The organism is Sphingobium agri, from assembly GCF_023051225.1.
In the GTDB taxonomy this organism is placed as follows: Bacteria; Pseudomonadota; Alphaproteobacteria; order Sphingomonadales; family Sphingomonadaceae; genus Sphingobium; species Sphingobium agri.
The window spans coordinates 265,403-285,144 of sequence record NZ_JALKHS010000008.1; the positions used below are offsets into that span (position 1 = coordinate 265,403).

General features: G+C 62.1%; 27 protein-coding genes. 25 read left to right on the plus strand and 2 right to left on the minus strand.

Annotated elements, in window-relative coordinates:
* The first annotated feature begins 70 nt into the window (after positions 1–70).
* On the plus strand, positions 71–1,579 hold the full coding sequence (locus tag MU848_RS12395; protein ID WP_247232560.1) for a YifB family Mg chelatase-like AAA ATPase: 1,509 nt from the start codon (positions 71–73) through the stop codon (positions 1,577–1,579).
* Positions 1,580–1,602: 23 nt separating this feature from the next.
* On the opposite strand, the gene MU848_RS12400 is transcribed toward MU848_RS12395, so the two are convergent.
* A complete protein-coding gene (locus MU848_RS12400) occupies positions 1,603–2,748 on the minus strand; it encodes a M23 family metallopeptidase (RefSeq protein WP_247232562.1) in 1,146 nt (381 codons plus the stop codon).
* A 186-nt stretch (positions 2,749–2,934) separates the two neighbouring features.
* Complete coding sequence (locus MU848_RS12405) at positions 2,935–5,217, minus strand: putative bifunctional diguanylate cyclase/phosphodiesterase (RefSeq protein WP_247232570.1); 2,283 nt, start codon at positions 5,215–5,217, stop codon at positions 2,935–2,937.
* Between the two features lie 364 nt (positions 5,218–5,581).
* On the opposite strand from MU848_RS12405, the gene rpsL reads away from it, so the two are divergent.
* The 24 genes from rpsL to rpmD all read left to right on the plus strand — a co-directional run bounded on the left by rpsL (position 5,582) and on the right by rpmD (position 19,614).
* On the plus strand, positions 5,582–5,953 hold the full coding sequence (gene rpsL / locus MU848_RS12410) for a 30S ribosomal protein S12 (protein ID WP_007686591.1): 372 nt from the start codon (positions 5,582–5,584) through the stop codon (positions 5,951–5,953).
* A 13-nt stretch (positions 5,954–5,966) separates the two neighbouring features.
* Complete coding sequence (gene rpsG, locus MU848_RS12415) at positions 5,967–6,437, plus strand: 30S ribosomal protein S7 (RefSeq protein ID WP_013847768.1); 471 nt, start codon at positions 5,967–5,969, stop codon at positions 6,435–6,437.
* Between the two features lie 153 nt (positions 6,438–6,590).
* A complete protein-coding gene (gene fusA / locus MU848_RS12420) occupies positions 6,591–8,684 on the plus strand; it encodes an elongation factor G (protein WP_097090701.1) in 2,094 nt (697 codons plus the stop codon).
* 135 nt (positions 8,685–8,819) lie between these two features.
* Positions 8,820–10,010: an elongation factor Tu gene (tuf, locus tag MU848_RS12425; RefSeq protein ID WP_097090702.1), complete on the plus strand. Its 1,191-nt coding sequence runs from the start codon at positions 8,820–8,822 to the stop codon at positions 10,008–10,010.
* Positions 10,011–10,219: 209 nt separating this feature from the next.
* Entirely contained in the window at positions 10,220–10,528 is a 309-nt protein-coding gene (rpsJ, locus tag MU848_RS12430; RefSeq protein ID WP_007686587.1) for a 30S ribosomal protein S10, read from the plus strand.
* 273 nt (positions 10,529–10,801) lie between these two features.
* A complete protein-coding gene (gene rplC, locus MU848_RS12435) occupies positions 10,802–11,557 on the plus strand; it encodes a 50S ribosomal protein L3 (protein WP_097090703.1) in 756 nt (251 codons plus the stop codon).
* A gap of 2 nt (positions 11,558–11,559) precedes the next feature.
* The gene (gene rplD, locus MU848_RS12440) at positions 11,560–12,183 is read left to right on the plus strand and encodes a 50S ribosomal protein L4 (protein WP_247232572.1); all 624 of its coding nucleotides are present in this window, start codon (positions 11,560–11,562) and stop codon (positions 12,181–12,183) included.
* Positions 12,176–12,493, plus strand: coding sequence for a 50S ribosomal protein L23 (locus tag MU848_RS12445; protein WP_021239762.1), 318 nt, complete (start codon positions 12,176–12,178; stop codon positions 12,491–12,493). Before rplD ends, MU848_RS12445 begins: the two co-directional genes overlap by 8 nt.
* 2 nt (positions 12,494–12,495) lie before the next feature.
* Positions 12,496–13,332: a 50S ribosomal protein L2 gene (gene rplB, locus MU848_RS12450; protein ID WP_021239761.1), complete on the plus strand. Its 837-nt coding sequence runs from the start codon at positions 12,496–12,498 to the stop codon at positions 13,330–13,332.
* Between the two features lie 5 nt (positions 13,333–13,337).
* Entirely contained in the window at positions 13,338–13,616 is a 279-nt protein-coding gene (gene rpsS, locus MU848_RS12455; RefSeq protein ID WP_007686576.1) for a 30S ribosomal protein S19, read from the plus strand.
* Positions 13,616–14,002, plus strand: coding sequence for a 50S ribosomal protein L22 (gene rplV, locus MU848_RS12460; protein WP_025547267.1), 387 nt, complete (start codon positions 13,616–13,618; stop codon positions 14,000–14,002). The genes rpsS and rplV overlap by 1 nt, the downstream gene beginning before the upstream one ends.
* 5 nt (positions 14,003–14,007) lie before the next feature.
* Positions 14,008–14,703, plus strand: coding sequence for a 30S ribosomal protein S3 (gene rpsC / locus MU848_RS12465; RefSeq protein WP_022682110.1), 696 nt, complete (start codon positions 14,008–14,010; stop codon positions 14,701–14,703).
* A 21-nt stretch (positions 14,704–14,724) separates the two neighbouring features.
* Positions 14,725–15,156, plus strand: coding sequence for a 50S ribosomal protein L16 (gene rplP / locus MU848_RS12470; RefSeq protein ID WP_007686573.1), 432 nt, complete (start codon positions 14,725–14,727; stop codon positions 15,154–15,156).
* 3 nt (positions 15,157–15,159) lie between these two features.
* The gene (gene rpmC / locus MU848_RS12475) at positions 15,160–15,363 is read left to right on the plus strand and encodes a 50S ribosomal protein L29 (protein ID WP_013847759.1); all 204 of its coding nucleotides are present in this window, start codon (positions 15,160–15,162) and stop codon (positions 15,361–15,363) included.
* Positions 15,364–15,378: 15 nt separating this feature from the next.
* Entirely contained in the window at positions 15,379–15,642 is a 264-nt protein-coding gene (rpsQ, locus tag MU848_RS12480; protein ID WP_006960320.1) for a 30S ribosomal protein S17, read from the plus strand.
* Positions 15,643–15,806: 164 nt separating this feature from the next.
* Positions 15,807–16,175: a 50S ribosomal protein L14 gene (gene rplN, locus MU848_RS12485; protein WP_007686569.1), complete on the plus strand. Its 369-nt coding sequence runs from the start codon at positions 15,807–15,809 to the stop codon at positions 16,173–16,175.
* On the plus strand, positions 16,175–16,486 hold the full coding sequence (rplX, locus tag MU848_RS12490) for a 50S ribosomal protein L24 (protein WP_097090706.1): 312 nt from the start codon (positions 16,175–16,177) through the stop codon (positions 16,484–16,486). Before rplN ends, rplX begins: the two co-directional genes overlap by 1 nt.
* Positions 16,486–17,058: a 50S ribosomal protein L5 gene (gene rplE / locus MU848_RS12495; RefSeq protein ID WP_097090707.1), complete on the plus strand. Its 573-nt coding sequence runs from the start codon at positions 16,486–16,488 to the stop codon at positions 17,056–17,058. Before rplX ends, rplE begins: the two co-directional genes overlap by 1 nt.
* Positions 17,059–17,107: 49 nt before the next feature.
* On the plus strand, positions 17,108–17,413 hold the full coding sequence (gene rpsN / locus MU848_RS12500) for a 30S ribosomal protein S14 (RefSeq protein WP_009820643.1): 306 nt from the start codon (positions 17,108–17,110) through the stop codon (positions 17,411–17,413).
* A gap of 12 nt (positions 17,414–17,425) precedes the next feature.
* Positions 17,426–17,821: a 30S ribosomal protein S8 gene (rpsH, locus tag MU848_RS12505; RefSeq protein ID WP_021239751.1), complete on the plus strand. Its 396-nt coding sequence runs from the start codon at positions 17,426–17,428 to the stop codon at positions 17,819–17,821.
* Entirely contained in the window at positions 17,821–18,354 is a 534-nt protein-coding gene (gene rplF / locus MU848_RS12510; RefSeq protein ID WP_201515256.1) for a 50S ribosomal protein L6, read from the plus strand. Before rpsH ends, rplF begins: the two co-directional genes overlap by 1 nt.
* 1 nt (position 18,355) lies before the next feature.
* Positions 18,356–18,709 (plus strand): 50S ribosomal protein L18, encoded by a 354-nt coding sequence (gene rplR / locus MU848_RS12515; RefSeq protein WP_097090709.1) that lies wholly within the window; start codon positions 18,356–18,358, stop codon positions 18,707–18,709.
* A 2-nt stretch (positions 18,710–18,711) separates the two neighbouring features.
* Entirely contained in the window at positions 18,712–19,431 is a 720-nt protein-coding gene (rpsE, locus tag MU848_RS12520; protein ID WP_201515255.1) for a 30S ribosomal protein S5, read from the plus strand.
* Positions 19,432–19,437: 6 nt separating this feature from the next.
* Positions 19,438–19,614, plus strand: a complete 177-nt coding sequence (gene rpmD / locus MU848_RS12525; protein WP_013847753.1) for a 50S ribosomal protein L30 — start codon at positions 19,438–19,440, stop codon at positions 19,612–19,614.
* The last annotated feature ends 128 nt before the right edge of the window (positions 19,615–19,742 follow it).

Genomic DNA, 19,742 nt, shown 5'->3' on the forward strand with positions numbered 1-19,742 from the left:
AAGCTGGAAACCGGTTCCCACTTTTGCGCACGATGCTCTAGAGCGGCATTTTCAGGATAGCGGGGGCACATTGGTTTCGACGGTATCGACGGTCGCCTATCTCGGGCTGGATGCGCGCAGCGTGGAAGTGCAATGCCAGCTTGTTCCGGGCCTCCCGAACTTCATCCTGGTTGGTTTGCCGGACAAGGCCGTGGCGGAAAGCCGCGAGCGGGTGCGCAACGCCATTGCGGCGATCGGCCTCTCCTTGCCGCCCAAACGGATCACCGTGAACCTATCGCCCGCCGACCTCCCCAAGGAAGGTTCGCATTTCGATCTGCCGATCGCACTGGCCTTGCTGGGCGCCATGGGGGTGATCAATGCCGAGACGCTGGCGGGCTATGTCGTCGTGGGTGAGCTGGGGCTGGACGGCCGCATCGCTTCGACGCCCGGCGTGCTGCTTGCAGCACTGCATGCGGGCGAAAAGGAACTCGGCCTCATTTGTCCCGTCGCTCAAGGACCGGAAGCCGCTTGGGCAGGGCAGGTGGAAGTTGTCGCAGCGCCTGATCTGCTGAGCTTGCTCAACCATCTGAAAGGAAGCGCCGCGCTGTCCCCTCCGCAGCCTGGAACAGTGGAAGTCCCTCCGCGCGCCGCTGACCTGCGTCAGGTCAAGGGGCAGGAAACGGCCAAGCGTGCGTTGGAGATTGCGGCAGCTGGCGGACATAATCTCCTGATGGTCGGACCGCCAGGTGCGGGCAAGTCGCTGATGGCGAGCTGTCTGCCCGGCATTCTTCCCGAACTGACTCCGGGCGAGGCGTTGGAAACGTCCATGGTGGCTAGCGTGGCCGGATCCCTTGAAGGCGGCCGCATCAGCCGGGCGCGGCCTTTTCGTAGCCCACATCACAGCGCTTCGATGGCGGCGCTGGTCGGCGGCGGGCACAAGGCCCGGCCCGGTGAGGTCAGCATGGCCCATCTGGGCGTCCTTTTTCTCGATGAATTGCCGGAGTTCCAGCGCACCGTCCTTGATTCCTTGCGTCAGCCGCTTGAGACGGGAGAGGTCACAGTGGCGCGTGCGAATGCGCATGTGACATTCCCTGCACGGGTACAGCTCGTTGCGGCGATGAACCCCTGCCGTTGCGGCCATCTGGGCGATCCCGCCCTTGCCTGCTCCCGCGCACCACGTTGCGCTGCTGACTATCAGGCCAAGGTCTCCGGCCCGCTGCTCGACCGCATCGATTTGCATGTGGAGGTGCAGGCGGTCACGGCGGCGGACCTTGTCTTGCCTCCCCCAGTAGAAGGGTCGGCAGAGATCGCCGCCCGGGTGTCGGCGGCGCGTGAGATACAGACCCAGCGTTACGCCGGAACGCGCGTCCGCACCAATGCGGAAGTGGGCGGAGAGAAGCTGGAGGATATTGCCGGACCGGATGCCGCCGGACGGGAATTGCTGGCACAAGCGGCAGCCGCGATGAAGCTTTCTGCGCGGGGCTATACCCGCGTGCTACGCGTCGCGCGAACCATAGCGGATCTCGCGGGATCGGAGCAGGTTGGCCGAGTCCATGTGGCCGAAGCGCTCAGCTACCGTCGACGCGCTCCAATCAACTGATCCTTGCGCGTGCCAGGCAGAGGTTAGCCGCGGTTACGGACTCCGGCGGCTCGGGTGGCTGCTAGTTGCTGGACCTGCCGTACGTTTCGGGACGCCTGGAGGAATGGGCGTGGATTGACGGGCTGCCCGTTTATCCGGACCTCGAAGTGAAGATGGTCACCGGTCGAGCGGCCAGTCGATCCCATGCGTGCGATTTGCTGGCCTTGCGTCACCTTCCTGCCCACGCTGGTGCTGAAGCCCGACAGATGAGCGTAACGTGTCATGATGCCGTTGCTGTGCGCAACCTCGACCACATTGCCATAGCCGCTACGCTGCCCGACGAAGGTGACCTTGCCCGCTGCAGCGGCGAGTATCGGCTCTCCATGCCTGCCGGGGAAGTCTATGCCGGCATGAAAAGCCGCGTGGCCGTTGAAGGGATCGCGGCGGTAGCCATAGGAGCTTGACTGCATCGGCGCCATCGTTGGACGGCCGGACGGAATGGTCTTCAAGCTGGCTTCCAAAAGCTCCATCCGCGCCAGAGCGTCGGCAAGATGTTCCATTTCCTGCGGCATCGAAGCTTGTGCTTCAGGCCACGGTACGAAGGGGCCGCCCTGCGCCCGGGCGGCGGTGCGCACCAATGCCTCCGGATTGAGGCCGAGGCTCCGGATGGCGTGCGCCGTTTGGTCCGCCCGGCGCCTGACTGCATGCGTTAGAAGCGCTGCGAAGCGGCGCTGCCGCGCATCGATGGCTTGCAGGGGTTTGGCATCCACAGCCGCACCGAGGCGCAGCTTTTCCGAACGTGCGCCCGCTACCTGTTTCGATGCCTCAGCCCGCGCGCCGTCAACCTCCGCCTCGTCTTCGCCAAAGTGGGCACGATAGAGGTCGTCCATGAAGTCCTGCCGTGCCTCCAACTCGCGTGTGCGTTGTTCCACCGACTTGCGATAGCGCGCGCTTTTGCTGGCAGCGGCAGCAACGGCCCTGCTTTGTGCAGTGATCGCGGCGCGTTCCCGCGCGATATCGGCGCGGGTCGTCGCCACCGACAGGATCAGAGCCATTGCACCCAGCAGCAGCGAAAGCAGGATGGCTGCAATTCCGAATTGGGCAGCACTGGTGACGCGTATGGACCGCAGCTCCCCGCCCGTTCCGACGACAATTTCGCGCTCTGGGCAGAAATCCATGATCCTGCTCATCAAGCCCGACAGGCGCAACTTACTCCGCTGTAACAATGACGACCCCACACTCGATCCTTGGAGAATCGGGCCGCTAGCAAAAGGAGCACGGGCAAGCGAATCCGCCACGGCTGAGTCGTGACGAATCGAAATCTGCGCGGGGCGAAACGTGCCTGAGTTCCCCTGGTTCCTCCTCAGGAGAAATAATTATGCCTTTTTCGGCTGCATCTCGGGGAAGAGGTTAAGCAGCGCGGGAACAGCATCAGCCGGCACTGCCGCGCCGAAATGAAAACCCTGCGCATAATGGCAGCCTCCGGCGCGGAGATAGTCGACCTGGCGGATATTCTCGACGCCTTCCGCAACGGTGCGAATGCCCAGGCTATAGGCTAGGTTCAGCAAGGTTCTGACGATCGCGGCGTCGTCCGGGTCCGTTTCGAGGTCGCGGACAAACCGCTGGTCGATCTTTATGATGTCGATCGGGAACTGCTTGAGGTGCGAAAGCGACGCATAGCCGGTTCCGAAATCGTCCAGCGCGATGGAAATGCCTGCAGCACTCAATTGGTGAAGGCTTCGCTCCACGACCTCGGCGTTACGGCCCAGAAAGACTGATTCGGTTACCTCTAGCTCGATGCCAGAAGCCGGCACGCCCCTCTGTTCAAGCTTGGATAGCAATCGATCAGGAAAACTGCTGTCGTGAAGTTCGACGCCCGGCACATTGATCGCGACATGCCCGATGACCATCCCCTGATCCTGCCATTGTCGGCAGTCCAGTAGAACCCTGTCCAGCATCCTGTCATTGATCGTGCGGCCCAGTTCCGAATGTTCGAACGCCGCCGCGATTTCGGCGGGCATGATCACGGAGCCATCGGGCCGCACGCATCTCAGCAGTGCCTCGAAGCCGATGACGGCGCCGGTCGATAGATCGATCTTGGGCTGATACCACGGGACAGGGGGCGCATGGAGCAAAGCGTCTCGGGCGCGATCCAGCATTCGCGCTTCCCGCTGCCAGCGATCGAGCAGGCCAGGTTCGAAAAGGCATGCGCGTCCTCGTCCGCCGTTCTTCGCCTCGTAAAGAGCGATGTCGGCAAACTTCATCAGTTCCGCAATGTCCCCGGCATGCTCAGGGAACAGGGCGACGCCCATGCTGACACGGCAATCGACATCGCGGTTGCCGTAGGCAAGCGGTTGATGAAGTTGGGCTGTCATCCGTGCCAGCACCACCTCCAGATCGGACGCATTGCGCAGGCGCGTCAACAGGACAGCGAATTCGTCGCCGCCCATGCGTGCGACGAGGTCACCGGGCCGCACCGCTTTGCGCAGCCGTTCCGCCACGGCGCTGAGGAGGGCGTCGCCGACATCATGCCCGGCGCTGTCGTTGATCCGCTTGAACTCGTCGACATCGATCAACACGACTGCCATCTGGCCGCCAGCATGGCCTGTCGAACCCGCAGCCTGCGTCAGCGTCGCCATGAAATGGGAGCGGTTGGCCAAGCCGGTGAGCGCGTCAGTCATGGCAAGATGCGCAAGGTGCCGCTCGGCATCCTTGCGATCAGTGATGTCGACGATGCTGGAAAGAACGCAATCCTCGTCATCCACCCGGATGGAGCGGGTGGCGAGCAGCACGTCGTGGATCACCCCATCCTTACCCGCAATGCGGCATTCCTGATTGTCGAGAGGTTCACCGCTGGCAATCCGCTCGCGAAGGTTGGCCTGCGCCGAAGATCCTTCGCCCAGCAGGTGAACGCGGGAAATATCCTCAGAGCCAAAGGTGCGTGCTGCGGCATTGTTGAAGCGCACAACGGTCCCGTCCTGCCGCGTCACCAGCAGGGGGATGGGGACGCTCATGAACATGCGCTCCAATGTTTCGCCGTTGCGGGCCAGCGCGGCTCTGGCCGTGTTGGCGGCTTGGCTTGCCATCCATGCCAAACGCTGCAGCCGGTTGGTCCGCACGATGGTGATCCACATGCCGCAATGCAGGATCAGCACGGCCAGGATCATGCCGGGCATCGTTGCTGAAATGGGGGCAGGTGCCAGATAGCCTATGAGGAGCGCAACGCCGCATCCCAGACCGCCGCCGAAATTGCCCCTGAAACTCGTAGGCACCACGAGGTAGAATATGAGCGGCAGCATGAGCAGCACAAACAGTGCGATGTCACTGCGGGAGGTGACAAGGAAAGCCACGCCGACCGCGGTTACGACTTGCCAGGCGCAGCAAAGCCGCTCGACCTTCTGGAACGAATCCAGCTCGCGGCTGAGATACAGGCAGATGAGGGACCACAGCACAACGGCGACACGTGCTGGCACCGCGATCCAGAAATGCGAAGTGCCCGCAAAGCGCCAGTCGCTCAGCAGGAACAGTGCGTTGAGGACGACCGAAAAGATAAAGAGCGTGCGGGCGTGGCGGCGCGACTCAGGGAGACGCTCTGCTTGAAACGCCGTTTCCTGCGCCCGGCTGAGAAACTCACCGGTAAAGAGAGAAAGATGGGTCACGGCCAGTCCATGTCGGCGCTCCCAGTGGCGCCACCGGAAAAACAATAGGTTGACCCGGTTATCAATTTCCTAAGAGGCCGTTCACCATGTCGGAACGTTTCCGGAACAAGCCCGTGTCGCGCCGTCCTTGACTGGGTAACGCTGCGCCGTTATAGGCGCGCCTGCCCAGCGTTTCTCGGCCGGTGAAGATTCGTTTTCCCGGTGGATGCTATGTGAGGCGAAACAGAGCTGAACATTGCCGGTGCTCTTGCGGCTCCAGACGGTTCATCCGTCGGGGCTTTTGCTGTTTGGAGGCTTGTCCTTTTCAGGCTGCGAAAAACGCGGGAATGCTTGCGGTAAAGTAACTGAAAAGGTGAAGGGCTTCATGCCAACAATCAACCAGCTGGTCCGCAAGGGCCGCGAGCTGCAGAAGACCAAGTCGAAGGTCCCTGCAATGGAAGCGAACCCGCAGAAGCGCGGCGTTTGCACCCGTGTTTACACGACGACCCCGAAGAAGCCGAACTCGGCTCTCCGTAAGGTGGCGAAGGTGCGTCTGGTCAACCAGCGCGAAGTCATCACCTACATCCCGGGTGAAGGCCACAACCTTCAGGAGCACAGCGTTGTGCTGATCCGCGGCGGCCGCGTGCGCGACCTTCCCGGTGTGCGCTATCACGTGCTGCGCGGCGTTCTGGATACCCAGGGCGTCAAGGACCGTAAGCAGAGCCGTTCGAAGTACGGCGCGAAGCGTCCGAAGTAAGGGAGACTAAAGCATGTCACGTCGTCGTCGCCCCGAAAAGCGCGTTATCCTGCCCGATCCCAAGTTTGGCGATATCGTGCTGTCGAAGTTCATGAACAGCATCATGCAGGACGGTAAGAAGGCCGTCGCCGAGTCCATCGTTTACGGTGCGCTCGAAACTGTCGAAGCGAAGTCCAAGAAGGACCCGATCGGCATGTTCCATGATGCGCTCAACAATGTGAAGCCCGGCATCGAAGTCCGCAGCCGCCGCGTTGGCGGTGCGACCTACCAGGTCCCCGTCGAAGTGCGCCCCGAGCGCGCTCAGGCGCTGGCGATCCGTTGGCTGATCACGGCTTCGCGCAACCGCAGCGAAACCACCATGGCTGCTCGTCTCTCGGGTGAACTGCTGGACGCTGCCAATAACCGCGGCAATGCCGTCAAGAAGCGCGAAGACACGCACCGCATGGCGGAAGCGAACCGCGCCTTCTCGCACTACCGCTGGTAAAGAGGGGCGGGCGCTGACGTGCCCGCTTTTCATTTCTGGTTTTGAATATCGGTCCGTTCGCCGTGGGGCTACCCATGGCGGACGGATTGGTTTAGGGGCCAGCCGCAAGACTCATTCACTTGACCGCCGGCGCGCCGGCAACGGAGAAGCATCATGGCCCGCAGCCATCCGCTCGAACGCTATCGCAATTTCGGTATCATGGCGCATATCGACGCCGGCAAGACCACCACGACCGAGCGTATTCTTTACTACACCGGCAAGTCCTACAAGATCGGCGAAGTCCATGACGGTGCCGCCACCATGGACTGGATGGAGCAGGAGCAGGAGCGTGGTATCACCATCACGTCGGCTGCGACCACCTGCGTGTGGAAGGCCGAAGAGGGCAAAGGCCCCGAGCATCGCCTGAACATCATCGACACCCCTGGCCACGTCGACTTCACCATCGAAGTCGAGCGTTCGCTGCGCGTGCTTGACGGCGCGGTCGCTGCGTTCGACGGCGTTGCGGGCGTTGAGCCCCAGTCGGAAACCGTGTGGCGCCAGGCGGACAAGTACAAGGTTCCGCGGATGTGCTTCATCAACAAGCTCGACCGCACCGGTGCCAACTTCTATTATTGCGTGCAGACGATCATCGATCGCCTGGGCGCGACTCCCGCTGTCCTCTATCTGCCCATCGGCGCGGAATCGGATTTCAAAGGCCTGGTCGACCTCGTCAATGATCGCGCGATCATCTGGAAGGACGAGAATCTGGGTGCAGAGTTCACCTATGAAGCGATCCCGGACGATCTGGCCGACAAGGCCGCTGAATATCGTGAAAAGCTGATCGAACTCGCCGTCGAGCAGGACGACGAGGCGATGGAAGCCTATCTCGAAGGCAACATCCCCGACGCCGCCACGCTCAAGAAGCTGATCCGCAAGGGTACGCTCAATCAATCGTTCGTGCCGGTACTGTGTGGCTCGGCGTTCAAGAACAAGGGCGTCCAGCCGCTGCTCGACGCGGTCGTCGATTATCTGCCTTCGCCGCTCGACATCGAGGACGTGCAGGGCATCAACCCGAATACCGAAGAGCCCGACAGCCGTCCGACCTCGGACGACGCGCCCTTCTCGGGTCTGGCGTTTAAGATCATGAACGACCCGTTCGTGGGCTCGCTCACCTTCCTGCGCATCTATTCCGGCACCCTGACCAAGGGCACCTATCTGAACTCGGTCAAGGACAAGAAGGAAAAGATCGGCCGCATGCTGCTGATGCATGCCAACAGCCGTGAAGACATCGAGGCGGCCTATGCGGGTGACATCGTCGCGCTGGCCGGCATGAAGGAAACCACCACCGGTGATACGCTGTGCGCCGAGCGCCAGCCGATCATCCTGGAGCGGATGGAATTCCCTGAGCCGGTTATCGAACTGTCGGTGGAACCCAAGACTAAGGCTGACCAGGAAAAGATGGGCGTGGCGCTCAACCGTCTGGCTGCCGAAGATCCGTCCTTCCGCGTTACGACCGATCACGAATCGGGTCAGACGATCATCAAGGGCATGGGTGAACTTCACCTCGAAATCTTGGTCGACCGCATGAAGCGCGAGTTCAAGGTCGAGGCGAATGTCGGCGCGCCGCAGGTGGCCTATCGCGAGTATCTGAAGAAGCCCGTCGATATTGACTACACCCACAAGAAGCAGTCGGGCGGCACTGGCCAGTTCGGCCGCATCAAGGTGAAGCTGACGCCGGGTGAGCGCGGTGCGGGCATCATCTTCAAGGATGAGATCAAGGGCGGTAACATTCCCAAGGAATATATCCCCGCGATCGAAAAGGGCATGCGCGAGACGGCGGCCACTGGCTCGCTCATCGGCTTCCCGATCATCGACTTCGAAATCCTGCTCTATGACGGCGCCTACCACGACGTCGACTCGTCTGCGCTGGCGTTCGAAATCACCGGTCGCGCAGCGATGCGCGAAGCGGCGCAAAAGTCGGGCATCACCTTGCTCGAGCCGGTCATGAAGGTCGAAGTTGTCACCCCGGAAGAATATCTGGGCGACGTCATCGGCGACATGAACAGCCGTCGTGGCCAGATCCAGGGCACCGATACGCGCGGCAACGCGCAGGTGGTCGAGGCCATGGTGCCGCTGGCCAACATGTTCGGCTATGTAAACTCGCTGCGTTCCTTCACCCAGGGCCGTGCGAATTACTCGATGATCTTCTCCCATTATGACGAAGTGCCGCAGAATGTGGCGGACGAAGTCAAGGCGAAGATGGCCTGATGATTTTCCTTGGCCGGGCCGTGCAGGCGGCTCGGTTAGGGGCTGGTAATCTGTAAATTTGCTGCTATGGACGCGCCTTCGCGAGGCGCGGCCGAGCGGTCTGACCAAGCTGATTTGATTAGAAGGTAGGAAAAAATGGCTAAGGCTAAGTTTGAGCGGAACAAGCCGCACTGCAACATCGGCACCATCGGTCACGTTGACCATGGCAAGACCTCGCTGACCGCGGCGATCACCAAGGTTCTCGCCGAAACCGGCGGCGCGACCTTCGTCGACTACGCCAACATCGACAAGGCGCCCGAAGAGCGCGAGCGCGGCATCACCATCTCGACCGCGCACGTCGAATATGAGACCGAAGCCCGTCACTACGCGCACGTCGACTGCCCGGGTCACGCTGACTACGTCAAGAACATGATCACCGGTGCGGCCCAGATGGACGGCGCGATCCTCGTCGTTTCGGCCACCGATGGCCCGATGCCGCAGACCCGTGAGCACATCCTGCTCGCCAAGCAGGTCGGCGTTCCCCAGCTGGTCGTGTTCATGAACAAGGTCGACCTGGTCGACGATCCGGAAATCCTGGAACTCGTCGAGCTGGAAATCCGCGAACTGCTGTCGTCCTACGACTTCGACGGCGACAACATCCCCGTCATCCCCGGTTCGGCCGTGAAGGCGCTGGATGGTTCGAACGACGAAATCGGCCGCGAAGCTGTTTTGAAGCTGATGGCTGCCGTCGACAGCTTCATCCCGCAGCCGGAGCGTCCGGTTGACAAGCCCTTCCTGATGCCGATCGAAGACGTGTTCTCGATTTCGGGTCGTGGTACGGTTGTGACCGGCCGCGTTGAAACCGGCATCGTCAAGGTTGGTGAGGAAGTCGAGATCGTCGGCATCCGCGACACCCGCAAGACCACCGTCACCGGCGTTGAAATGTTCCGCAAGCTGCTTGATCAGGGTGAGGCTGGCGACAACATCGGTGCTCTGGTTCGTGGCGTTGGCCGTGAAGACGTTGAGCGTGGCCAGGTTCTGGCAAAGCCCGGTTCGGTTACACCGCACACCGAGTTCGACGCTGAAGTCTACGTGCTGTCGAAGGAAGAAGGCGGCCGTCACACCCCGTTCTTCGCGAACTATCGTCCGCAGTTCTACTTCCGCACCACGGACGTCACCGGCGAAGTTATCCTGCCCGAGGGCACCGAGATGGTCATGCCCGGTGACAACGTTAAGCTCGGCGTGAAGCTCATCGCGCCGATCGCGATGGACTCGGGTCTGCGCTTCGCCATCCGCGAAGGTGGCCGCACCGTCGGCGCCGGGGTTGTCGGCACGATCTCGAAGTAATATAGGACCGCAGCGGCGCGGATCGCCTGATTCGCGCCGCTCGAATTTTCTACCGCCCCGGATCGCCTTTCTCCGGCTCTTGCTGAGCTAGAAGGGCAGAAAACGGGGCGGATATTTTTTGATGGTGCATTCTCACAAGTCATCGGCTGCTCCAGCTGATTTCTGAAAATGCTCCAGGTTTTTGGCTCTTTCGCATCGGTACAGGAACAATGGACAGCAACATCCGCATTCGCCTCAAGGCGTTCGATCATCGCGTGCTCGATCAGGCGACCGGCGACATCGCCGACACCGCCCGCCGCACCGGCGCCCTCATTCGCGGTCCGATTCCCCTTCCGACGCGCATCGAAAAGTTCACGGTCAATCGTGGCCCGCACATCGACAAGAAGTCGCGCGAGCAGTTCGAGGTCCGTACATACAAGCGCATGCTTGACATTGTGCAGCCGACGCCGCAGACGGTCGACGCGCTGATGAAGCTGGACTTGGCTGCCGGCGTGAACGTGGAAATCAAGCTGGCCTAAAGCTGGCAAGTCCCTGCCAACCCGAAAGGCTGGCAGGGTATCGGGCGTTCTGGCTTGCCAGGAGCTCAAACGACACAAGGGATACCGCACGGCCCCTCCGGTGACCCGGAATGGCTCGTGGTCCTGGTCCCCCGTCGCCTTCCCCGAGCAGGGGTCGGCATCCAACCCGGACGGGGTGATTGTTAATTGGGTTGGCCGCGAGGGAGGATCCTGAGCGGTTTTTTCGTTGGATACGCCCGCTGCTAAGGCGGGCCTCTATGGGAGTAATCAGTGATGCGCACAGGCGTGATCGCTAAGAAAGTCGGGATGACCCGTCTGTTCCAGGAGGACGGACGTCATATTCCCGTTACGGTTCTGGCCCTTGAGGGCAATCAGGTCGTGGCTCGCAAGGAAGTCGATCGTGACGGTTATGTCGCGGTTCAGCTCGGTGCGGGCGTCGCGAAGGTCAAGAATGTCGCCAAGCCGCAGCGTGGCCATTTCGCCAAGGCGGAAGTGGAGCCGAAGGCGCGTCTGGTCGAATTCCGTGTCGCCGAGGATGCGCTCCTCGATGTCGGCGCCGAGATCGCAGCCGATCATTTCATCGCCGGCCAGCTGGTCGACGTCGCTGGCCACACCCAGGGTAAGGGTTTCGCCGGTGCCATGAAGCGCTGGGGCTTCGGCGGTATGCGCGCCACGCACGGCGTGTCCATCAGCCACCGTGCCCATGGTTCGACCGGTAATCGCCAGGACCCGGGCCGCGTCTTCAAGAACAAGAAGATGGCGGGTCACATGGGTGATCGCGAGCGCACGCAGCAGAATCTCGAAATCGTCCGCACGGACGTCGAGCGTGGCCTGCTGTTCGTCAAGGGTAGCGTTCCGGGCGCAAAGGGCACCTGGCTGACCGTCAGTGACGCCGTCAAGGTGAAGCGTCCTGCCGACGCTCCTTATCCGGCGAGCCTCAAACAGGCTGCCAACAGCAACAACGCTCCGGCCGAGACGCCCGCTGAAGAAGCGGCTGCTCCCGAAGCGACCGAAGGCCAGGAGGGCTAATCATGAAGGTCAATGTACAGACCCTCGACGCGCAGGCCGCTGGCGATGTGGAGCTGAACGATGCCGTGTTCGGTGTCGAGCCCCGCACCGACATCCTGCACCGCGTCGTGCTCTGGCAGCTCGAGAAGCGCCGCGCTCCGGCGCGTGCTACCCGTGAGCGTTCGGACGTTGCCCGCACGGGCAAGAAGTTTGGCCGCCAGAAGGGTGGCGGTACGGCTCGTCACGGCGACCGCAAGGCGCCGGTGTTCATCGGCGGTGGTAAGGCGCACGGTGCCCGTGCCCGCACGTTCGGTCACGACCTCAACAAGAAGGTTCGTGCGCTCGGCCTGAAAATGGCCCTGTCGTCGAAGGCCAAGGACGGATCGCTGATCGTTCTCGACAATCTCGACGTAGCGGAAGGCAAGACCAAGGCTCTGGTCGCGCACCTCGCCAAGCTGAACCTCAACAAGGCGCTGTTCATCGACGGTGACGCAGTGAATGTCAGCTTCGCGAAGGCTTCGGCGAACATCGTCGGCGTGGACCTGCTGCCGGCCGTCGGCGCCAATGTCTACGACATCCTGAGGGCGGATTCGCTGGTGCTGACGCGCGCCGCGGTCGAAAAGCTGGAGGCGCGTTTCAATGGCTAAGAAAGAAGCCGCGAAGGTCGACAACCGTCATTACGACGTCGTCGTCGCCCCGGTCATCACCGAGAAGTCGACCCTTCTCTCCGAGAACAACGCCGTGGTCTTCAAGGTCGCCAATGACGCGACCAAGCCGGAGATCAAGGCTGCCGTCGAAGCGCTCTGGGGCGTGACCGTGAAGAGCGTGAACACGCTGGTGGCCAAGGGCAAGACCAAGAAGTGGAAGGGCAAGCCCTACACGCGGTCTGACGTGAAGAAGGCGATCGTTCGCCTGGCTGACGGCCAGTCGATCGACATCACCGAAGGAGTGCGCTGACCATGGCGCTTAAGAGCTACAACCCGACGAGCCCGGCCCAGCGCGGCCTGATCCTCGTCGACCGCAGTGGCCTGCACAAGGGCAAGCCCGTCAAGGCGTTGACCGAAGGCAAGCGCAAGACCGGTGGCCGCAACAACAAGGGCCATGTGACCTCGCGCGGCATCGCCGGTGGTCACAAGCAGCGTTACCGCATCATCGACTTCAAGCGTCGCCTGTGGGACGTCGAAGGCACGGTTGAGCGTCTGGAATATGACCCCAACCGCACCGCCTTCATCGCGCTGGTCAACTATCCCGACGGCACCCAGGCCTATATCCTGGCGCCGCAGCGTCTGGCTCCCGGTGACAAGGTCGTCGCGGGCAAGAAGACCGACGTGAAGCCAGGCAACGCGATGGAACTCGGCCAGATGCCAGTCGGCACCATCATCCACAATATCGAGATGAAGCCCGGCAAGGGTGGGCAGCTCTGCCGTTCGGCGGGCACCTATGCCCAGCTGGTCGGTCGCGATCGTGGCATGGTGATGGTCCGTCTGTCTTCGGGCGAACAGCGCTACATCCGTTCGGATTGCATGGGCACCGTCGGTGCCGTGTCGAACCCGGACAATGCCAACACCAACCTCGCCAAGGCCGGCCGTAACCGCTGGCTCGGCAAGCGTCCGCTGACGCGCGGTGTGGCGAAGAACCCGGTCGATCACCCGCATGGCGGTGGTGAAGGCCGGACCTCGGGCGGCCGTCATCCGGTCACCCCCTGGGGCAAGCCGACCAAGGGTGCGCGCACCCGCCACAACAAGGCGACGGACAAGTTCATTATCCGTAGCCGCCACGCGAAGAAGAAGAGGTAAGCGAGATGGCTCGTTCCGTCTGGAAAGGTCCGTTCGTGGACCTCAGCCTTCTGAAGAAGGCGGAAGTCGCTCAGGATGCCGGTGGCCGTTCGGGTCCGATCAAGACCTGGTCGCGCCGCTCCACCATCCTGCCGCAGTTCGTCGGCCTGACGTTCAACGTCTATAACGGCCGCAAGCATGTTCCGGTCTCGGTGAACGAGGATATGGTGGGTCATAAGCTGGGCGAATTCGCTCCGACCCGCTACTTCCCCGGCCACGCCGCCGACAAGAAGGGCAAGCGCTAATGAGCAAGGAAAAGGCTCCCCGTCGCGTCGCCGACAATGAGGCGCTGGCCGTTGGCACGCAGATTCGTGGTTCGGCGCAGAAGCTGAACCTGGTGGCTACGCTCATCCGCGGCCGCAAGGTCGAGGACGCGCTGAACATCCTCGCCTTCTCGAAGAAGGCGATGGCGGTCGACGTGCGCAAGGTGCTGGCTTCGGCCATCGCCAATGCGGAAAACAACCACAATCTGGACGTCGACAGCCTTGTCGTCGCGGAAGCATCGGTGGGCAAGAGCTTCACCATGAAGCGCTTCCACGCTCGCGGCCGTGGCAAGTCGACCCGGATCCTGAAGCCCTTCAGCCGCGTGCGCATCGTCGTGCGTGAAGCAGCTGAAGAAGCGGAGGCGTAAGAGACATGGGTCACAAGAGCAATCCGATCGGTCTGCGCCTGCAGATCAACCGTACCTGGGACAGCCGCTGGTTCGCGGAAGGCGCCGACTATGGCCGTCTGCTGCTGGAGGATCTGAAGATCCGCCAGTATATCATGAAGAACCTGCCGCAGGCCGCGATCTCCAAGGTCGTGATCGAGCGTCCCGCCAAGCTGTGCCGCGTGTCGATCTACGCTGCCCGTCCCGGTGTCATCATCGGCAAGAAGGGCGCGGACATCGAGAAGCTGCGCAAGAAGCTGGGCAGCCTGACCTCTTCGGACGTCAGCCTGAACATCGTCGAAATCCGCAAGCCGGAAATCGACTCCAAGCTCGTTGCGCAGGGTATCGCCGACCAGCTGGAACGCCGCGTTGCTTTCCGTCGCGCCATGAAGCGTGCGGTGCAGTCGGCTCTTCGCTTGGGCGCTGAAGGCATCAAGATCACCTGCGGCGGCCGTCTGGGCGGCGCAGAGATCGCGCGTGTCGAATGGTATCGCGAAGGCCGCGTTCCGCTGCACACGCTGCGCGCGAATGTCGACTATGCCGAAGCAACCGCGCACACCGCTTATGGCGTTTGCGGCATCAAGGTGTGGATCTTCAAGGGCGAGATTCTCGGCCATGATCCGTTCGCGACCGACCGGCTGATGCTGGAGGCTCAGACCTCCGGCGTGCGCCCGGCACGCTGAGAATAAGGTAGGTATAGCGTCATGCTGCAACCGAAAAAAATGAAGTTCCGCAAGACCTTCAAGGGTCGGATCAAGGGCGACGCCAAGGGCGGTTCGGCTCTGAACTTTGGCGCCTATGGTCTGAAGGCTCTGGAACCCGAGCGCGTTACCGCACGCCAGATCGAAGCGGCCCGGCGCGCGATCCAGCGTCACCTTCGCCGTCAGGGCCGTCTGTGGATCCGCGTGTTCCCCGACGTGCCGGTGTCGAAGAAGCCCGCCGAAGTCCGTCAGGGTAAGGGTAAGGGTTCGGTCGAATATTGGGCAGCTCGCGTCAAGCCGGGCCGCATCCTGTTCGAACTGGACGGCGTGCCCGGCCCGCTCGCAGCAGAGGCTTTCTCGCGCGCCGCGATGAAGCTGCCGATCAAGACGAAGGTTGTCGCTCGCCTCGGCGACACCTCCCACCTGGAGGGTTAATCCGTGGCGAATGTAGCTGACCTCAAGACCAAGACGGACGACGAGCTGTCGACCGAGCTCAACAACCTGAAGCGTGAGCAGTTCAATCTGCGCTTCCAGGCGGCCACCAACCAGCTGGAAAAGCCCAGCCGCGTGCGTGAAGTCCGCCGGTCGATCGCGCAGATCAAGACCCTTCAGTCCGAGCGTTCGCGCTCGGCTGCGAAGTAAGAAGGAAATCACACGATGCCCAAGCGCGTGCTGACGGGAACGGTGGTTTCCGACAAGACCGACAAGACGGTGGTGGTTCGCGTGGAGCGCAAGGTTAAGCATGCGCTCTACGGCAAGATCATTCGCCGTTCGAAGAAGTACCATGCCCATGACGAGGGCAATGTCTACAAGGAAGGCGAAACGGTCCGCATCGAAGAGACCGCTCCGATTTCCAAGCTCAAGACCTGGAAGGTTATCGAGCGCGTGGACACCCACAAGTCGCCCGAAACGGCGGCCTGAGGTTAGTCACCGGCCGTAAGGGTCGAAATTTCGGACGCGGGGCTGGCCTTTTCCTTCGGGAGAGGTTACAGGCCCGCGCTTCGTGTTTCGAATCTTCCGGTCGAAACTCGAATTCGGAACCGCCGGGATAGTCTCGGTAGGCCAGACAAGAAGGAACCGGATCCATGATCCAGATGCAATCCAATCTTGACGTCGCTGACAACAGCGGCGCCAAGCGCGTCCAGTGCATCAAGGTGCTGGGCGGCTCGAAGCGTCGCTTCGCGAGCGTGGGCGACATCATCGTCGTCTCGATCAAGGAAGCTGCGCCTCGTGGCAAGGTGAAGAAGGGTGACGTGCATCGCGCGGTCATCGTGCGCACCGCCAAGGACGTGCGTCGCGCTGACGGCAGCGTGATTCGCTTCGACGGCAATGCCGCTGTGCTGATCAACAAGAACGAGGAGCCGATCGGCACCCGTATCTTTGGCCCGGTCGTTCGCGAACTGCGCGCCAAGAAGCACATGAAGATCATCAGCCTTGCTCCTGAGGTGCTGTAATGAGCGCTGCTAGAATCAAGAAGGGCGACAAGGTCGTCATCCTGGCTGGCAAGGACAAGGGCCGCACGGGCGCCGTCCTCCAGGTCATGCCGAAGGACGATAAGGTGCTGGTAGAAGGCATCAACGTGCATGCGCGTCATCGCAAGCCCGACCAGGCGAACCCGCAGGGTGGCATCGAGCGCAAGCCCGCGCCGCTTCACATTTCGAACGTCGCTGTCGCCGACAAGGATGGCAAGCCGACCCGCGTCCGTTTCGAGGACCGCGACGGCAAGAAGGTCCGCGTCGCCGTTAAGTCCGGTGAGGTGCTGTAATGAGCGAGAAGTACACTCCGCGCTCCAAGTCGCTGTATGATGCCGAGATCGCGAAGGCGATGACCGAAAAGTTCGGTTACAAGAACGTCATGGAAGTGCCCAAGATCGAGAAGATCACGCTCAACATGGGCGTTGGCGAAGCGACCCAGGACAAGAAGAAGGTCACGTCGGCCGCCGAGGAAATGGAACTGATTGCTGGCCAGAAGCCGGTGATCACCAAGGCCCGTAAGTCGATCGCGCAGTTCAAGCTGCGTGAAGGCATGCCGATCGGTGCCAAGGTCACGCTGCGCCGCGAGCGCATGTACGAGTTCCTTGATCGCCTGATCAACATCGCTCTGCCCCGCGTGCGCGACTTCCGTGGTCTCAATCCGAAGAGCTTCGACGGCCGCGGCAACTATGCCTTCGGCATCAAGGAGCAGATCATCTTCCCCGAGATCAACTATGACCGCATCGACAAGGTGCGCGGCATGGACATCATCGTGACCACCACGGCGAAGACGGACGAGGAAGCGCGCGAACTGCTGCGTCTCTTCGGCTTCCCCTTCCCGATTGAAGAGAAGCAGGCGGCCTGATCGGGTCCCGCTTCTCTTTCCAGACACCCAAGGAAAGAGAACTTAAGTCATGGCGAAACTGAGTTCGATCAACAAGAATGAGCGCCGCAAGAAGCTGGTCAAGAAATATGCCGGCCGCTATGCGAAGCTCAAGGCGATCGCGAATGATACCGCGGCCGACGACAGCGATCGTCTGATCGCGCGTCTGAAGATGGCGGAGATCCCCCGCAACGGCAATCCGACCCGTATCCGGAACCGCTGCGAACTGACGGGGCGTCCCCGCGCTTATTACCGCAAATTCCGCCTCTGCCGCGTGCAGCTGCGTGATCTGGCCAACAAGGGCCTGATCCCCGGCGTCACCAAGTCGAGCTGGTAAGGATCATTTGAGATGGCATTGACCGATCCCCTGGGTGATATGCTCACCCGCATCCGCAACGGGCAGCAGGCGAAGAAGGACAGCGTTGTGTCCCCCGCTTCGAAGCTCCGCGCCCGCGTGCTCGACGTGCTCCAGCGCGAAGGCTATATCCGTGGTTATTCCGAGGAAGCCCTCGGCAAGCACCCCGGCCTGCGCATCGAGCTGAAATATTTCGAAGGCCAGCCGGCGATCAAGCACGTCGCCCGCGTCTCGAAGCCCGGCCGTCGCGTCTATTCGGGTTCCAAGGAACTGCCGGTGGTTCGCAATGGCCTGGGCATCACCATTGTCTCGACGCCCCGTGGCGTTCTGTCCGACGCCGAAGCGCGTGAGCAGAATGTCGGCGGCGAAGTGCTGGCGGAGGTGTTCTGATGAGCCGTACTGGTAAGAAGCCGGTTGCCGTCCCGTCGGGCGTCACCGCCGCCATCGAAGGCGGTCAGCTGTCGGTGAAGGGCCCGAAGGGCACCCTGTCGCTGCCGCTGGCTGACGAAGTGACCTACAGCATCGAAGACGGTTCGATCGCGGTAAAGCCCGCCAATGACAGCAAGCGCGCTCGCGCTTTCTGGGGCATGCAGCGCACGCTGATCGCAAACCTGATCACCGGTGTGACCGAAGGGTACACCAAGAAGCTGCTGATCACCGGCGTCGGCTACCGTGCCAACGCTCAGGGCAAGACCCTGAAGCTTCAGCTCGGCTATAGCCACGACGTCGATTTCGCGGTGCCCGAAGGCATCGAGATCAAGACCCCGGATAACACCACGGTCGAGATCAGCGGCATCGACAAGCAGAAGGTGGGTCAGGTTGCCGCCGAGATCCGCCGCTGGCGTAAGCCCGAACCCTATAAGGGCAAGGGTATCAAGTACGCCGGCGAGTTCATCTTCCGCAAGGAAGGGAAGAAGAAGTAAGATGGCAAAGCTTTCCCTCTTCGCGCGGCGTCGCCGCCGCGTCCGCACCGCGCTCAAGGCTGTTTCGGGCACGCGTCCGCGCCTCAGCGTCCACCGTTCGGGCCGTCATATCTACGCCCAGGTCATCGACGATGCGCAGGGCAAGACCCTGGCCGCCGCGTCGACCCTGGACAAGGATGTGCGCGGCAAGACCGGTGCCACTTCCGAAGCCGCTGCCGATGTCGGCAAGCGCGTCGCTGCTGCGGCGACTGCTGCTGGCGTTACCCAGGTCGTGTTCGACCGTGGTGGCTTCCTGTTCCATGGCCGCGTCAAGGCGCTGGCCGATGCGGCCCGTGAAGCCGGGCTGGAGTTCTGATCATGGCTGACGAAAACGATATCCAGGCCCAGCCGGGCGCACCTGCTGCCGTTGAAGGCGGCGAGCAGTCCGAAAATCGCGGTCCCGGCCGTGGTCGTGGCCGTGGCGGCGACCGCAACCGTGGCGAGCGCGGCGGCCGTGGCCGTCGGGACGACCGTCGGGGTGGCAACCGTGACGAGGAGCAGGGTGAAGAGCTGATCGAGAAGCTGGTTCACATCAACCGCGTCTCGAAGACCGTCAAGGGCGGTAAACGCTTCGGCTTCGCGGCTCTGGTCGTCGTCGGCGACGGCAAGGGCCGTGCGGGCTTCGGTCATGGCAAGGCGCGCGAAGTGCCGGAAGCCATCAGCAAGGCGACCGCTTCGGCCAAGAAGGCGATGGTTCGCGTTCCGCTGAAGGAAGGCCGCACGCTGCACCATGATGGCCTTGGCCATTTCGGGGCGGGCAAGGTGACGGTTCGTTCGGCTCCGGCCGGTACGGGCATCATCGCCGGTGGCCCGATGCGCGCTGTGTTCGAAAGCCTCGGCGTCGCTGACGTCGTGACGAAGTCGAACGGCACTTCGAACCCCTACAACATGATCCGGGCGACCTTCGCGGCGCTGGGTGAACAGGTCAGCCCCAAGGCTGTGGCGCAGCGTCGCGGCAAGAAGGTTGCCGACCTGCTTCGTCGCGGTGGTGCCTCGGCCGAAGTCGCTCAGGCCGACGCCGAAGCGATTGCGGAGTAAGACAGCATGGCGAAGATCAAGATCAAGCAGATCGGTTCGCCGATCCGCCGTCCCGAAGCCCAGAAGAAGATTCTGATCGGCCTCGGCCTTGGCAAGATGCACCGCGTGGTGGAGCTGGAAGACACCGCGGAAGTCCGCGGCGCCATTGCCAAGCTGCCTCACATGGTGGCGGTGGTCGACTGACCCGTTCCTCTCCGCAAGCAGGAGTGGATATGCAGCCTGTCCGCGAAGCGGTTAGGCGGAGTTGGAGAGGGCTGGACCAGGCGCAACGTTTCGGCAAGCCCTCACAATTGCAACTAAGGGCCGCTGCG

Excerpts from the sequence above, each read along its gene's own strand:
- MU848_RS12400 (WP_247232562.1), bottom strand. The coding sequence starts at position 2,748 with ATGAGCAGGATCATGGATTTCTGCCCAGAGCGCGAAATTGTCGTCGGA.
- rpsL (WP_007686591.1), top strand. The coding sequence starts at position 5,582 with ATGCCAACAATCAACCAGCTGGTCCGCAAGGGCCGCGAGCTGCAGAAG.
- rpsG (WP_013847768.1), top strand. The coding sequence starts at position 5,967 with ATGTCACGTCGTCGTCGCCCCGAAAAGCGCGTTATCCTGCCCGATCCC.
- fusA (WP_097090701.1), top strand. The coding sequence starts at position 6,591 with ATGGCCCGCAGCCATCCGCTCGAACGCTATCGCAATTTCGGTATCATG.
- tuf (WP_097090702.1), top strand. The coding sequence starts at position 8,820 with ATGGCTAAGGCTAAGTTTGAGCGGAACAAGCCGCACTGCAACATCGGC.
- rpsJ (WP_007686587.1), top strand. The coding sequence starts at position 10,220 with ATGGACAGCAACATCCGCATTCGCCTCAAGGCGTTCGATCATCGCGTG.
- rplC (WP_097090703.1), top strand. The coding sequence starts at position 10,802 with ATGCGCACAGGCGTGATCGCTAAGAAAGTCGGGATGACCCGTCTGTTC.
- rplD (WP_247232572.1), top strand. The coding sequence starts at position 11,560 with ATGAAGGTCAATGTACAGACCCTCGACGCGCAGGCCGCTGGCGATGTG.
- MU848_RS12445 (WP_021239762.1), top strand. The coding sequence starts at position 12,176 with ATGGCTAAGAAAGAAGCCGCGAAGGTCGACAACCGTCATTACGACGTC.
- rplB (WP_021239761.1), top strand. The coding sequence starts at position 12,496 with ATGGCGCTTAAGAGCTACAACCCGACGAGCCCGGCCCAGCGCGGCCTG.
- rpsS (WP_007686576.1), top strand. The coding sequence starts at position 13,338 with ATGGCTCGTTCCGTCTGGAAAGGTCCGTTCGTGGACCTCAGCCTTCTG.
- rplV (WP_025547267.1), top strand. The coding sequence starts at position 13,616 with ATGAGCAAGGAAAAGGCTCCCCGTCGCGTCGCCGACAATGAGGCGCTG.
- rpsC (WP_022682110.1), top strand. The coding sequence starts at position 14,008 with ATGGGTCACAAGAGCAATCCGATCGGTCTGCGCCTGCAGATCAACCGT.
- rplP (WP_007686573.1), top strand. The coding sequence starts at position 14,725 with ATGCTGCAACCGAAAAAAATGAAGTTCCGCAAGACCTTCAAGGGTCGG.
- rpsQ (WP_006960320.1), top strand. The coding sequence starts at position 15,379 with ATGCCCAAGCGCGTGCTGACGGGAACGGTGGTTTCCGACAAGACCGAC.
- rplN (WP_007686569.1), top strand. The coding sequence starts at position 15,807 with ATGATCCAGATGCAATCCAATCTTGACGTCGCTGACAACAGCGGCGCC.
- rplX (WP_097090706.1), top strand. The coding sequence starts at position 16,175 with ATGAGCGCTGCTAGAATCAAGAAGGGCGACAAGGTCGTCATCCTGGCT.
- rplE (WP_097090707.1), top strand. The coding sequence starts at position 16,486 with ATGAGCGAGAAGTACACTCCGCGCTCCAAGTCGCTGTATGATGCCGAG.
- rpsN (WP_009820643.1), top strand. The coding sequence starts at position 17,108 with ATGGCGAAACTGAGTTCGATCAACAAGAATGAGCGCCGCAAGAAGCTG.
- rpsH (WP_021239751.1), top strand. The coding sequence starts at position 17,426 with ATGGCATTGACCGATCCCCTGGGTGATATGCTCACCCGCATCCGCAAC.
- rplF (WP_201515256.1), top strand. The coding sequence starts at position 17,821 with ATGAGCCGTACTGGTAAGAAGCCGGTTGCCGTCCCGTCGGGCGTCACC.
- rplR (WP_097090709.1), top strand. The coding sequence starts at position 18,356 with ATGGCAAAGCTTTCCCTCTTCGCGCGGCGTCGCCGCCGCGTCCGCACC.
- rpsE (WP_201515255.1), top strand. The coding sequence starts at position 18,712 with ATGGCTGACGAAAACGATATCCAGGCCCAGCCGGGCGCACCTGCTGCC.
- rpmD (WP_013847753.1), top strand. The coding sequence starts at position 19,438 with ATGGCGAAGATCAAGATCAAGCAGATCGGTTCGCCGATCCGCCGTCCC.